Below are 12,366 nucleotides of genomic sequence, written 5' to 3'. Positions count from 1 at the left end.
TATTATCCAGTGCTCCCCTCGCCAATCCAGAACGCCCGTTCTAGAGCCAGCGCAATTAAGTTTCAGTTAAGTTTCCTACGCTAGCGTGAGTCATGAGTCAGCAGTGACTGTGATTATTTACCCGTGCGCGTCATCTAAATCCCCGCGTCCCCCCAATCTTTCCCCGGTAACATGGAATTCACTTTCAAACCGTCAAGAGGATGAATCATGCCCGTCAAGGACCCATCCAAGGTTGTCCCGGCCGCACCCGCCGAAAGCGCCGATGCCGCCCTCAAGCATATCGTCGACGGCTTCCTGCGGTTCCACACCGAAGTCTTCCCCGAACAGCAAGAGCTGTTCAAGAAACTGGCCACCGCGCAGAAGCCGCGCGCCATGTTCATCACCTGCGCTGACTCGCGCATCGTGCCTGAGCTGATCACCCAGAGCTCGCCGGGCGACCTGTTCGTCACCCGTAACGTCGGCAACGTCGTGCCACCGTATGGCCAGATGAACGGCGGTGTGTCGAGTGCCATCGAATACGCGGTGCTGGCGCTGGGCGTGCACCACATCATCGTCTGCGGCCACTCCGACTGCGGCGCCATGCGCGCGGTGCTCAACCCGCAGTCGCTGGCCAAGATGCCGACCGTTTCCGCCTGGCTGCGTCACGCCGAGGTAGCGCGGACCGTGATCGAGGACAACTGCTCCTGCGGCAGCGAGCACGAGAGCATGCAACTGGTGACCAAGGAAAACGTCATCGCCCAGTTGCACCACCTGCGTACCCATCCGTCGGTCGCTTCGCGCCTGGCCGCCGGACAGCTGCATATCCACGGCTGGATCTACGACATCGAAACCAGCCAGATCGAAGCCTACGATGCCGCCAGCGATCGCTTCCTGCCGCTGACCGCCGGTGAGCCGATCCCCTCTGCCACACCGAGAGGCCGCTACTAAGCGACCCGAACACGCTGAACAAGCCTTGATTGCCGGCTGCACCCGATGGGTGCGGCGCGGCCTTCGCCTGCCTTGAATCTCCCTGAATACCTTGCCGGCACACCCGCTGGCGGCCCGCGCCTGCGCGTCATTCAGGGTTCCCCGTGCTAGCGGCCAGCGGAATGGCCGTGAATCTAGAAAGGAGCTACATGGTGAACATGACACAGATAAAGGCGGCCCTGCCGCGCGAGTTGCTGGCTTCGGTGGTGGTCTTCCTGGTCGCCCTGCCATTGTGCATGGGCATTGCCATTGCCTCGGGCATGCCACCGGCCAAAGGACTGATCACCGGGATCATCGGCGGTATCGTGGTGGGCTTTCTCGCCGGCTCGCCGTTGCAGGTCAGCGGCCCGGCGGCCGGCCTGGCGGTGCTGGTGTTCGAACTGGTGCGCCAACATGGCGTGGCCATGCTCGGGCCGATCCTGTTGCTGGCCGGATTGCTGCAGCTGCTGGCCGGGCGCCTGCGCCTGGGTTGCTGGTTCCGGGTCACGGCGCCGGCGGTGGTGTACGGTATGTTGGCCGGGATCGGCGTGCTGATCGTGCTTTCCCAGGTGCATGTGATGTTCGATACGGCGCCTCAGCCCTCGGGTGTGGATAACCTGCTGGGCTTCCCGGCGACGCTGGCTTCGGCCCTGCCGCTGGAAAGCGCGGGCAATGGTTGGCAGGCCGGTGCGCTTGGGCTGGGTACTATCGCCATCATGTGGGGCTGGGAGCGTCTGCGCCCGCAGCGCCTGCGCTTCATTCCCGGAGCCCTGCTCGGGGTGGCGGCAATGACCGCCGTCAGCCTGTGGCTGGCGCTGCCGGTCAACCGTGTGCAGGTGCCGGCCGATCTGTCCGAAGCCATCGACTGGCTGCGTCCGGATGACCTGCTCAAGCTCGCCGACCCGACCCTGCTGGTGGCGGCCTTCGCCCTGGCCTTCATCGCCAGCGCCGAGACCTTGCTGTCCGCCGCCGCCGTCGACCGCATGCACAGCGGCCAGCGTTCGGACTTCGACCGTGAGCTGTCGGCGCAGGGCATTGGCAACATGCTCTGCGGGGTGCTGGGTGCGCTGCCGATGACCGGGGTGATCGTGCGCAGCTCGGCCAACGTCCAGGCCGGCGCCCAGACTCGGGCCTCGGCGATATTCCATGGGCTCTGGCTGCTGGCCTTCGTGGTGGCGCTGAGTAGCTTGCTGCAGCAGATCCCGGTGGCCAGCCTGGCTGGAATGCTGGTCTATACCGGCGTGAAGCTGGTGGACTTCAAGGCGTTCCGTGGCCTGGGCCGCTATGGGCGGATGCCGATGTTCACCTATGCGGCGACGGCACTGGCGATCATCTTTACCGACCTGTTGACCGGCGTATTGCTGGGCTTTGCCCTGACCCTGCTGAAGCTGGCACTGAAGGCGGCGCGGTTGAAGATTAACCTGGTGGCGTTGGGTACGCCGGGGCACATGGAACTGCGCCTGAGTGGGGCGGCGACCTTCCTCAAGGTGCCGGCGCTGACCCAGGTGCTTGATACCGTGCCGGAGGGGACGACATTGCATGTGCCGCTGGGCAACCTGAGCTATATCGACCATTCCTGCCTGGAGTTGCTCGAGGACTGGGGGCGCAGTGGCGCGGCCAAGGGCTCGCGGCTGGTGCTGGAGCAGCGGCGGCTGAAGCGGCGGGTCGAGGGACGGTTGCGGACTACGGCGGGGGTTGGGGTTTAGTCTGTCAGATTGCAGGGGCCGCTTTGCGGCCCTTTCGCGGCACAAGGCCGCTCCTACAAGAGATCGCGTTCCCTTGTAGGAGCGGCCTTGTGCCGCGAAAGGGCTGCGCAGCAGCCCCGGCGATTTCGAACGTTGCTCAGGCCGATTGCCCCAACTCCACACCAAGCTGGCGCGACAGGCACGGCCAGCGTTTCCACGCGTTGCCGGTTTCCGGGCTCGACAGCTTGTCGCGGTAGACCTCCACCGATTCCACGGCGAAGCTCTCCTCATCGAGCATCTTGTCCACCGAATGGTGCACCACCTCATCCAGCTGGTTGGCAAACGTCTCGCCGATCAGCTGATGGGCGATCAGGTTGGCGACCGTGGTATCCACCGGAATCAGCGGCTGCTGGAAGTGGCGGATGTACAGGTCGTTGACCTCCTCGACCAGACGATGAGCCAGGTAGGCCTCGTCCAGCAGGCAATCCAGCCCGACCTGCCCCGCCATCACGCTCGGCGGCTGCAGGAAGTAGGCCTCGGCAATCTTCAGTACCGGTTTGATCTGCGTCTCGATGCCTGCTTCGAGCGCCACGTTGTGCGCGGCCTCGAGCAGTTCCGGAACCTCGTTGATGTAGGCGCCGACGAAGCGCGCCAAGGTACCCTGGGCATCCTGCTGGGGTAGTTGGATCGATGGATGCAGGTGTGGCAGTTGCAGTTCGAGGCGGGCTTTCAGTTGGCCTGTGCGGCCCTCATGTTGATGGGCGTTTTCGATCTGCTCGCGTACAGCAGCGATGTTCATGACAACTCCAGGGGCATGGCGTTACAAACGGAAGACACTAAGTTAGCTTGCTTACGAGAATGGCTAAGACGCATTTGTTATATCTCTGAGGCACGTGTAGGAAATTGGCTATATCAATGTGCCATTATTGTGCCCCGGCCCAGCATTCATGCGGCTTTCAGCGCAAACGTTTGGTTGAGTGAAGATCATTTCAAGTGCTGCGTTGCGGACCATTGGTCGGTGTCTATACTCCGGGTGAAACGTGATTCGTTGATGAGGCCCGACTGCCTTAAGCAGGGGGCTCGGTCGTCGAAGCCAGGCAGTCTTGGCCACCGTTCCCCCCTTTGTCGTAGCAGGTCGTCCACGCCTCCGGGACTACAAGAACGATAAGGGGAACCCGCAATGATGCGACATCCACATGTCTGGATGGGCCTGTTGCTGTGGTCGGTTTTCGGTCAGGCACAGGCAGCATGGACGGTGAACATGGCGCCCGGGGCGACGGAAGTCTCCCACGCAGTGTTCGACCTGCACATGACCATCTTCTGGATCTGCGTGATCATCGGCATCGTGGTGTTCGGCGCGATGTTCTGGTCGATGGTCATCCACCGCCGCTCGACCGGGCAAAAGGCTGCGCACTTCCATGAGCACACCTGGGTCGAGATCCTCTGGACCGTGGTCCCTTTCCTGATCCTGGTGGTGATGGCCATCCCGGCCACCAAGACCCTGATCGACATCTACGACGCCAGCGAGTCCGACATCGACATCCAGGTCACCGGCTACCAGTGGAAGTGGCACTACAAGTACCTGGGCCAGGACGTCGAGTTCTTCAGCAACCTGGCCACCCCCGCCGAACAGATCCACAACAAGTCGCCGAAGGACGAGCACTACCTGCTCGAGGTCGACCAGCCGCTGGTGTTGCCGGTGGGCGCCAAGGTGCGCTTCCTGGTGACCGCCGCCGACGTCATCCATTCCTGGTGGGTACCGGCCTTCGCGGTCAAGCGCGACGCTATCCCCGGCTTCGTCAACGAGGCCTGGACCCGGGTCGAGAAGCCGGGCATCTACCGTGGCCAGTGCACCGAGCTGTGCGGCAAGGACCACGGTTTCATGCCGGTGGTGGTCGAGGTGAAGTCCAAGGCCGACTACGACACCTGGCTCGGCGAGCGCAAGGCCGAGGCGGCCAAGCTCAAGGAACTGACCAGCAAGGAATGGACCCTCGAAGAGCTGGTCGCCCGCGGCGACAAGGTCTACCACACCACCTGCGTGGCCTGTCACCAGGCCGAAGGCCAGGGCCTGCCGCCGATGTTCCCGGCGCTCAAGGGCTCGAAGATCGCCACCGGGCCCAAGGACGCCCACCTGGGCATCGTCTTCCACGGCAAGCCCGGCACCGCCATGGCGGCGTTCGGCAAGCAGCTTTCGGAAGTCGATATCGCCGCCGTGGTCACCTACGAGCGCAATGCCTGGGGCAACAACAAGGGCGACATGGTCACGCCGAAGGACGTGCTGGCGCTCAAGCAGGCCGAAGCGCAATGAGCCGGGCTAGCCGCGACAGTCAGTGGATTGCAGGAGACAGGACATGAGTGCAGTGATCGACGACCACGCCCACGGTCATGAACACGCCCACGGCCCGGCCAAGGGCCTGATGCGCTGGGTGCTGACCACCAACCACAAGGACATCGGCACGATGTACCTGTGGTTCGCCTTCAGCATGTTCCTGCTCGGCGGCTCGTTCGCCATGGTGATCCGCGCCGAGCTGTTCCAGCCCGGCCTGCAGATCGTGGAACCGGCGTTCTTCAACCAGATGACCACCATGCACGGGCTGATCATGGTGTTCGGCGCGGTGATGCCGGCCTTCGTCGGCCTGGCCAACTGGATGATCCCGCTGATGATCGGCGCGCCGGACATGGCCCTGCCGCGGATGAACAACTTCAGCTTCTGGCTGCTGCCGGCGGCGTTCCTGCTGCTGGTCTCGACCCTGTTCAGCCCCGGCGGCGGGCCGAACTTCGGCTGGACCTTCTACGCCCCGCTGTCGACCACCTACGCCCCGGCCAGCGTGACCTTCTTCATTTTCGCCATCCACCTGATGGGCATCAGCTCGATCATGGGCGCGATCAACGTGATCGCCACCATCCTCAACCTGCGCGCCCCGGGCATGACCCTGATGAAGATGCCGCTGTTCGTCTGGACCTGGCTGATCACCGCCTTCCTGCTGATCGCGGTGATGCCGGTGCTGGCCGGCGTGGTGACCATGATGCTGATGGACATCCACTTCGGCACCAGCTTTTTCAGCGCCGCCGGCGGTGGCGACCCGGTCTTGTTCCAGCACGTGTTCTGGTTCTTCGGCCACCCCGAGGTGTACATCATGATCCTGCCGGCCTTCGGCGCGGTCAGCTCGATCATCCCGGCGTTCTCGCGCAAGCCGCTGTTCGGCTACACCTCGATGGTCTACGCCACCGGGGCGATCGCCTTCCTGTCATTTATCGTCTGGGCCCACCACATGTTCGTGGTCGGCATCCCGGTGGTGGGCGAGCTGTTCTTCATGTACGCGACCATGCTGATCGCCGTGCCCACCGGGGTGAAGGTGTTCAACTGGGTCAGCACCATGTGGGAAGGCTCGCTGACCTTCGAGACACCGATGCTGTTCGCCATCGCCTTCGTCATCCTGTTCACCATCGGTGGCTTCTCCGGCCTGATGCTGGCCATTGCGCCTGCGGACTTCCAGTACCACGACACCTACTTCGTGGTCGCCCACTTCCACTACGTGCTGGTGCCCGGGGCGATCTTCGGCATCTTTGCCTCGGCCTACTACTGGCTGCCGAAATGGACCGGCCACATGTATGACGAAACCCTCGGCAAGCTGCACTTCTGGCTGTCGTTCGTCGGCATGAACCTGGCCTTCTTCCCCATGCACTTCGTCGGCCTGGCAGGCATGCCGCGGCGGATCCCGGACTACAACCTGCAGTTCGCCGACTTCAACATGGTCTCGTCGGTCGGTGCCTTCATGTTTGGCGCCACGCAGATCTTCTTCCTGTTCATCGTCATCAAGTGCATCCGCGGCGGCGCGCCGGCAGCGGCCAAGCCCTGGGACGGCGCCGAGGGCCTGGAGTGGTCGATCCCGTCGCCGGCGCCCTACCACACCTTCCAGACCCCACCGGAAGTGAAGTAGGAGCCCGCCCATGGACGGCCTGTCGCTCAAACGCCTGGTCACCCGCCTGCTGATGCTGACCGTGGTGATGTTCGCCTTCGGCTTCGCCCTGGTGCCGATCTATGACGTGATGTGCAAGGCCTTCGGCATCAACGGCAAGACCGGCGGGCAGTACGCGGGCACCCAGGTCAGCGACCCGTCGCGCTCGGTGCGGGTGCAGTTCATGTCCACCAACGCCGGTGACATGAGCTGGGAGTTCCACTCCACCGCCGACCAGATCGAGGTCAACCCGGGGGCGGTGAACCAGATGATCTTCATCGCCCGCAACCCGACCAACCAGCCGATGAGTGCCCAGGCCATCCCCAGCATCACCCCGGCCGAGGCCGCGGCGTACTTCCACAAGACCGAATGCTTCTGCTTCACCCAGCAGGTGCTGCAGCCGGGAGAGCGCATCGAGATGCCGGTGCGCTTCATCGTCGACCGTGACCTGCCGGAGTCGGTGAAGCACCTGACACTGGCCTACACCCTGTTCGACATCACCGCTCGCCACCCGCCGGTCGCACAAACCGCGACCGAGGCCGCCCGTTGAGGGAAGGAGATCAAGCATGGCAAGCCACGAGCATTACTACGTCCCGGCGCAGAGCAAGTGGCCGATCATCGCCACGATCGGCATGTTCATCACCGTGTTCGGCCTGGGCACCTGGTTCAACGACCTCAAGGCCGGCCACCCGGAATCCCACGGGCCACTGATTTTCTTCGTCGGTGGGCTGTTCCTGGCGTACATGCTGTTCGGCTGGTTCGGCGCGGTGATCAAGGAGAGCCACGCAGGGCTTTACAGCGCGCAGATGGACCGCTCGTTCCGCTGGGGCATGAGCTGGTTCATCTTCTCCGAGGTGATGTTCTTCCTGGCCTTCTTCGGCGCGCTGTTCTACGTGCGCGTGCTGGCGGGGCCATGGCTGGGCGGTGAGGGAGACAAGGGCGTGGCGCACATGCTCTGGCCCAACTTCGAGTTCGTCTGGCCGCTGCTGCACACGCCGGACCCGAAACTGTTTCCGCCGCCGAAGGAAGTGATCGACCCGTGGCACCTGCCGCTGATCAACACCATCCTGCTGGTGAGCTCCAGCGTGACCGTGACCATTGCCCACCATGCCCTGCGCAAGGGCCATCGCGGCACGCTGAAGCTGTGGCTGGGGCTGACCATCCTGCTGGGGCTGGGGTTCCTTGCGCTACAGGCCTACGAGTACCACGAGGCCTACAACAAACTGGGGCTGACCTTGGGCTCGGGGATCTACGGTGCGACGTTCTTCATGCTCACGGGCTTTCACGGCGCTCACGTGACGCTGGGGACGCTGATCCTGTTCGTGATGTTCTGCCGGGTGATGCGCGGGCATTTCGAGCCGGACAAGCACTTTGGTTTCGAGGCGGCGAGCTGGTACTGGCACTTCGTGGATGTGGTGTGGGTGGGGTTGTTCATCTTTGTGTACGTGCTTTGACGGGTGGCGCGGTCCCCTGTTGTAGGAGCGGCCTCGTGCCGCGAAAGGGCTGCGAAGCAGCCCCGGCGATTTTGCATGATGCCAAGATCCTGGGGCCGCTGCGCAGCCCTTTCGCGGCACAAGGCCGCTCCTACAGGGACCGAGACAATTCAGAACGGCGCGTGGGAGACCAACTGCCCACTGATGAAGCCCCAGGCCACCAGCCCGATGGTCAGGGTGGCGAGGGCGACACGCACGGTAAGGGCCTTGAGCAGGCGGGTCGACTGGTCGTCGTCCTTGACCAGGAACACCAGGCCACTGAACAGGCTGGCGATGGTGGCCAGTAGCATCAGGACTATCGCGGCCTTGAGCATGGCGTAACTCCAGGGGGATGCGGTGATGGGTACAAGTATAGCGCTCGACCTGACGAGGCCCCGGTGAAGCCGTTTCGCCCCGGCCTGCTGCCGACCCTGGTGGTGCTCGCGCTGCTGCCGGGCCTGATCGCGCTCGGCTGCTGGCAATTGCGCCGCGCCGACGAGAAGCGCGACCTGCTCGCCGCCTACACCGAGCGCCAGATCGAGGCGCCGGTCGCTGTCGAACAGCTGCGCCAGCTGCCGGACCCGGCGTTCTACCCCGTGCACCTGTATGGCCGCTTTGACGCCGCGCACAGCCTGCTGCTGGACAACCAGATGCGCGACGGCAAGGCCGGCGTCGAGCTGCTGCAACCCTTCCACGATCAGGCCAGCGGGCTGTGGCTGCTGGTCAACCGCGGCTGGCTGCCCTGGCCCGATCGCCGGGTGCCGGTGCGTTTCGACACCCCGGACCAGGCCCTGGCGCTGGACGCCACGGTCTACGTGGCGCCGGGCAAGACCTTCCAGCTGCACCCGGACAACCCGGACGGCCGCTGGCCGCAACTGCTGACGGCAATCGACCCGGGTGGGCTCTGGCAGCAGCTTGGCCGTGAAGGTTTCACCCATGAGCTGCGCCTGCAGGCCGGCCCGGGTGCCTACCGCCTGGACTGGCCGGTGGTCGCCATGGGCCCGGAAAAGCACCAGGGCTACGCCGTGCAGTGGTTCGCCCTGGCCACCACGCTGGTGTTGCTCTACCTGTATTTCGGCTGGCATCACAACGACAAGGAGAACCGCCATGGCCGCCGCCACGAGTCCACTGGACGCGCCTGATCGCCGCAAGCCGAGGGGACGTCTGCAACTGTTGCTGATCCTGTTCGTCGTGCTCGGGCCGATGATCCTCGCCACCTTCATGTACAAGCTCAAGTTCTGGGTGCCGGAGGGGCGCAGCTATCACGGCGTGATGATCGGCAATGGCGAGGGCCGCGTAGATATCGGCATCGATGCCCGGGACGAGCGTTGGCAGTTGCTGGTCAGCACCCCCGAGGCCTGTGCCGAGGAGTGTCGGCAACTGGTGTACCTGGCCCGGCAGATCCAGGTTGGCCTGGGCCGCGACGCCAGCCGCGCCAGCCATGCCCTGGCGGCGGCCCAGCCACTGGCCGCCGACTACCAGGCGCAGTTGGGCCGCGAATACCCGCAGTTGCAGCGCTACCCGCTGGACGCCCAGCGCTATGTGCAGAAGGTCGGCGAAGCGGGCCCGCAGCTGTGGATCGTCGACCCTCACGGCAACCTGGTGCTGCGCTACGACGCCAAGGTCAACGGCAAGCATGTGCTGGACGACCTGCGCCACCTGCTCAAGCTGTCCAACATCGGCTAGGAGGCCGCCATGGCCAGACCCGGATACCGTCTCGCTGTGTTCGCCACCCTGCTGGCGTTGCTGGTCGTGCTGCTCGGTGCCTATACCCGGCTGACCCATGCTGGCCTTGGCTGTCCCGACTGGCCGGGGTGCTACGGCTTCATCAGCGTGCCCAAGACCGATGCCCAGCTGGCCCATGCCGAGCTGCACTTCCCCGAGCACCCGGTGGAAGAAGCCAAGGGCTGGGCCGAGATGGTCCATCGCTATTTCGCCGGCACCCTGGCGCTGGTGATCGCCCTGCTCGCCTTCCAGGCCGTGCGCCGGCATGCCCGTGATGGCCAGCCCTATCGCCTGCCGGTGTTGCTGCTGGCAGTGGTACTGGCCCAGGCGGCGTTCGGTATGTGGACCGTGACGCTGAAACTGTGGCCGCAAGTAGTGACCGCGCATCTGCTCGGCGGGTTCACCACGGTGAGCCTGCTTTTCCTGCTGTCCCTGCGTCTATCCCGGGCCTTTGCGCCATTGCCGAAATTGCCGCTGAGCCTGCGCCGGATCGCCGCGCTGGCGCTGCTGGTGGTCATCGGCCAGATCGCCCTGGGGGGCTGGGTCAGCGCCAACTACGCGGCGGTGGCCTGCATCGACCTGCCCACCTGCCACGGGCAGTGGTGGCCAGCGGCGGACTTCAGCAACGGCTTCCACCTGACCCAGCACGTCGGCCCCAATTACCTTGGCGGGCAGCTGGACAGCGACGCGCGCACCGCGATCCATATCAGCCATCGCCTGGGCGCGTTGCTGGTCATGCTGGTGCTGCTGACCCTGAGCTGGAAGCTGCACCGTCACGGCCTGGGTGGCCTGGCCCGCCTGGTGTTGCTGGCGCTGGCGCTGCAACTGGGCCTGGGCATCAGCAACGTGCTGTTGCACCTGCCCCTGGGCGTGGCCGTCGCGCACAACGCTGGCGGCGCCCTGCTGCTGCTGTGCATGGTGCTGGTCAACTACCGCATCCGCGTGGTCGACAAGGTCCGTGTGGGCCACGGCTGGCGTCTGACGCCGGTGACCGGCGTGCACCTTTCCCATCACATGAGGAACGATTCGTGGCGACGCTTCTGAGCACGGAACGCCAGCGCGCCGGATGGCGCGACTACATGGAACTGACCAAGCCGAAGGTGGTGGTGCTGATGCTGATCACCTCGCTGGTGGGCATGTTTCTCGCCACCCGCGCGGGGGTGGCCTGGAGCGTCCTGCTGTTCGGCAACCTGGGGATAGGCTTGTGCGCGGGGGCCGCGGCGGCGGTCAACCACGTGGTCGACCGCCGCGTCGATGCGCTCATGGCCCGCACCCACAAGCGTCCGCTGGCCCAGGGCCGGGTAGGGCCCTTGCCGGCACTGCTGTTCGCCTTGCTGCTGGCCGTGGCGGGGATGGCCCTGCTGCTGGCGTTCACCAACCCCCTCACCGCCTGGCTTACCCTGGCCTCGCTGCTGGGTTATGCGGTGCTCTACACCGGCTTTCTCAAGCGCGCCACGCCGCAGAACATCGTGATCGGCGGCCTGGCCGGGGCAGCCCCGCCGTTGCTGGGCTGGGTGGCGGTCAGTGGGCACCTGGGCGCCGAACCGCTGCTGCTGGTGCTGATCATCTTCGCCTGGACGCCGCCGCACTTCTGGGCCTTGGCGATTCATCGCAAGGAGGAGTACGCAAAAGCTGATATTCCCATGCTCCCCGTTACCCACGGCGAGCGCTACACGGCCCTGCATATCCTGCTCTACACCTTGATATTGCTGGCGGTGAGCCTGTTGCCCTATGCCATCCACATGAGCGGACCACTGTACCTGGCCTGTGCCCTGGGGCTGGGGCTGCGCTTCCTGCACTGGGCCTGGGTGTTGTACCGTGGCACCCGGCCGCACGCGGCGATCAAGACGTTCAAGTACTCTATCGGCTACCTGTTCGCCCTGTTCATCGCGTTGCTCGTAGACCATTACCTGTTGCTGAACCTATGACCCGAACCCAGAAAACCGTCTTCATCCTCGTTGCCCTGGTCGCGCTGATCATGGGCCTGACCGTCAACAAGGTGCTCAACGACCGTGGTCAGTTGAACCCCACCGAACTGATCGACGCCGGCATCATCCTGCTGCCGCAGAGCCGCACCGTGCCCGACGTGACCATGACCGACCAGAACGGCCAGCCGCTGGTGCTGGACCAGCTCAAGGGCAAGTGGTCGTTGCTGTTCTTCGGCTACACCTACTGCCCGGACATCTGCCCGACCACCCTGGCCCAGCTGCGCCAGGTGAAGAGCGAGCTGCCCAAGGAGGCGCTGGAGCGTTTGCAGGTGGTGCTGGTGAGCGTCGACCCGAACCGCGACACGCCGAACCAGCTCAAGCAGTACCTGGGCTACTTCGACAAGGATTTCGTCGGGGTGGCGGGGTCGATCGAGGATACCCAGAAGCTGGCCAATGCCTTGAGCATTCCGTTCATTCCGGCCGATACCAGCAAGCCGGGCTACACCGTGGATCACAGCGGCAACCTGGCGGTGGTCGGCCCGGACGGGCGCCAGCGTGGGTTCATCCGTGCGCCGTTCAACAACCAGAAGCTGGTGGCGCAGTTGCCGGGGCTTGTGAAGCGCGACTGACCGTTGAAATGAATCGCGGGGGC

At 64.6% G+C, this 12,366-nt stretch carries 13 protein-coding genes; 11 read left to right on the top strand and 2 right to left on the bottom strand.

Annotated features, from left to right (window positions below):
• Positions 1 to 207: 207 nt before the first annotated feature.
• Positions 208 to 927, top strand: coding sequence for a carbonic anhydrase (locus NMG10_RS05745; RefSeq protein ID WP_203649169.1), 720 nt, complete (start codon positions 208 to 210; stop codon positions 925 to 927).
• 191 nt (positions 928 to 1,118) lie between these two features.
• The gene (locus NMG10_RS05740) at positions 1,119 to 2,651 is read left to right on the top strand and encodes a SulP family inorganic anion transporter (RefSeq protein ID WP_254463946.1); all 1,533 of its coding nucleotides are present in this window, start codon (positions 1,119 to 1,121) and stop codon (positions 2,649 to 2,651) included.
• 136 nt (positions 2,652 to 2,787) lie between these two features.
• Here the strand turns inward: NMG10_RS05740 and NMG10_RS05735 are convergent, their stop codons facing one another.
• Positions 2,788 to 3,429: a hypothetical protein gene (locus NMG10_RS05735; RefSeq protein ID WP_232855460.1), complete on the bottom strand. Its 642-nt coding sequence runs from the start codon at positions 3,427 to 3,429 to the stop codon at positions 2,788 to 2,790.
• 381 nt (positions 3,430 to 3,810) lie between these two features.
• On the opposite strand from NMG10_RS05735, the gene coxB reads away from it, so the two are divergent.
• Genes coxB through NMG10_RS05715 form a run of 4 tightly spaced genes read left to right on the top strand, consistent with a single transcriptional unit; the run spans position 3,811 to position 8,043 of the window.
• Positions 3,811 to 4,938 carry a cytochrome c oxidase subunit II gene (coxB, locus tag NMG10_RS05730; protein WP_203649163.1) on the top strand — a complete coding sequence of 376 codons (1,128 nt, stop codon included), beginning with the start codon at positions 3,811 to 3,813 and terminating at the stop codon, positions 4,936 to 4,938.
• A 43-nt stretch (positions 4,939 to 4,981) separates the two neighbouring features.
• Positions 4,982 to 6,571: a cytochrome c oxidase subunit I gene (gene ctaD / locus NMG10_RS05725; RefSeq protein WP_203649161.1), complete on the top strand. Its 1,590-nt coding sequence runs from the start codon at positions 4,982 to 4,984 to the stop codon at positions 6,569 to 6,571.
• Between the two features lie 10 nt (positions 6,572 to 6,581).
• Positions 6,582 to 7,139 carry a cytochrome c oxidase assembly protein gene (locus NMG10_RS05720; RefSeq protein ID WP_203649159.1) on the top strand — a complete coding sequence of 186 codons (558 nt, stop codon included), beginning with the start codon at positions 6,582 to 6,584 and terminating at the stop codon, positions 7,137 to 7,139.
• Between the two features lie 16 nt (positions 7,140 to 7,155).
• Positions 7,156 to 8,043 carry a cytochrome c oxidase subunit 3 gene (locus tag NMG10_RS05715; RefSeq protein ID WP_203649157.1) on the top strand — a complete coding sequence of 296 codons (888 nt, stop codon included), beginning with the start codon at positions 7,156 to 7,158 and terminating at the stop codon, positions 8,041 to 8,043.
• Between the two features lie 149 nt (positions 8,044 to 8,192).
• Here the strand turns inward: NMG10_RS05715 and NMG10_RS05710 are convergent, their stop codons facing one another.
• Positions 8,193 to 8,396 (bottom strand): twin transmembrane helix small protein, encoded by a 204-nt coding sequence (locus NMG10_RS05710; protein WP_110736050.1) that lies wholly within the window; start codon positions 8,394 to 8,396, stop codon positions 8,193 to 8,195.
• 63 nt (positions 8,397 to 8,459) lie between these two features.
• Between NMG10_RS05710 and NMG10_RS05705 the strand changes: the two genes are divergently transcribed.
• Genes NMG10_RS05705 through NMG10_RS05685 form a run of 5 tightly spaced genes read left to right on the top strand, consistent with a single transcriptional unit; the run spans position 8,460 to position 12,343 of the window.
• Positions 8,460 to 9,203 carry an SURF1 family protein gene (locus tag NMG10_RS05705; protein WP_232855463.1) on the top strand — a complete coding sequence of 248 codons (744 nt, stop codon included), beginning with the start codon at positions 8,460 to 8,462 and terminating at the stop codon, positions 9,201 to 9,203.
• Positions 9,169 to 9,747 carry a hypothetical protein gene (locus NMG10_RS05700; RefSeq protein ID WP_232855464.1) on the top strand — a complete coding sequence of 193 codons (579 nt, stop codon included), beginning with the start codon at positions 9,169 to 9,171 and terminating at the stop codon, positions 9,745 to 9,747. The genes NMG10_RS05705 and NMG10_RS05700 overlap by 35 nt, the downstream gene beginning before the upstream one ends.
• 9 nt (positions 9,748 to 9,756) lie before the next feature.
• Positions 9,757 to 10,830 (top strand): heme A synthase, encoded by a 1,074-nt coding sequence (locus tag NMG10_RS05695; protein ID WP_254463945.1) that lies wholly within the window; start codon positions 9,757 to 9,759, stop codon positions 10,828 to 10,830.
• Positions 10,815 to 11,714, top strand: coding sequence for a heme o synthase (gene cyoE / locus NMG10_RS05690; protein ID WP_232855466.1), 900 nt, complete (start codon positions 10,815 to 10,817; stop codon positions 11,712 to 11,714). Before NMG10_RS05695 ends, cyoE begins: the two co-directional genes overlap by 16 nt.
• A complete protein-coding gene (locus tag NMG10_RS05685) occupies positions 11,711 to 12,343 on the top strand; it encodes an SCO family protein (protein ID WP_028688687.1) in 633 nt (210 codons plus the stop codon). Before cyoE ends, NMG10_RS05685 begins: the two co-directional genes overlap by 4 nt.
• Positions 12,344 to 12,366: the final 23 nt, after the last annotated feature.

Origin of the sequence: Pseudomonas sp. DVZ6 (assembly GCF_024259445.1) — a bacterium.
GTDB classification, from domain to species: Bacteria; Pseudomonadota; Gammaproteobacteria; order Pseudomonadales; family Pseudomonadaceae; genus Aquipseudomonas; species Aquipseudomonas peradeniyensis.
Note: the sequence above shows the minus strand (reverse complement) of the source record. Positions and strands in the feature narration are given on the sequence as shown.

Coding starts and splice junctions, on each gene's coding strand:
- coxB (WP_203649163.1), top strand. CDS start 3,811: ATGATGCGACATCCACATGTCTGGATGGGCCTGTTGCTGTGGTCGGTT.
- NMG10_RS05745 (WP_203649169.1), top strand. CDS start 208: ATGCCCGTCAAGGACCCATCCAAGGTTGTCCCGGCCGCACCCGCCGAA.
- NMG10_RS05720 (WP_203649159.1), top strand. CDS start 6,582: ATGGACGGCCTGTCGCTCAAACGCCTGGTCACCCGCCTGCTGATGCTG.
- NMG10_RS05735 (WP_232855460.1), bottom strand. CDS start 3,429: ATGAACATCGCTGCTGTACGCGAGCAGATCGAAAACGCCCATCAACAT.
- NMG10_RS05710 (WP_110736050.1), bottom strand. CDS start 8,396: ATGCTCAAGGCCGCGATAGTCCTGATGCTACTGGCCACCATCGCCAGC.
- NMG10_RS05700 (WP_232855464.1), top strand. CDS start 9,169: ATGGCCGCCGCCACGAGTCCACTGGACGCGCCTGATCGCCGCAAGCCG.
- ctaD (WP_203649161.1), top strand. CDS start 4,982: ATGAGTGCAGTGATCGACGACCACGCCCACGGTCATGAACACGCCCAC.
- NMG10_RS05715 (WP_203649157.1), top strand. CDS start 7,156: ATGGCAAGCCACGAGCATTACTACGTCCCGGCGCAGAGCAAGTGGCCG.
- NMG10_RS05685 (WP_028688687.1), top strand. CDS start 11,711: ATGACCCGAACCCAGAAAACCGTCTTCATCCTCGTTGCCCTGGTCGCG.
- NMG10_RS05695 (WP_254463945.1), top strand. CDS start 9,757: ATGGCCAGACCCGGATACCGTCTCGCTGTGTTCGCCACCCTGCTGGCG.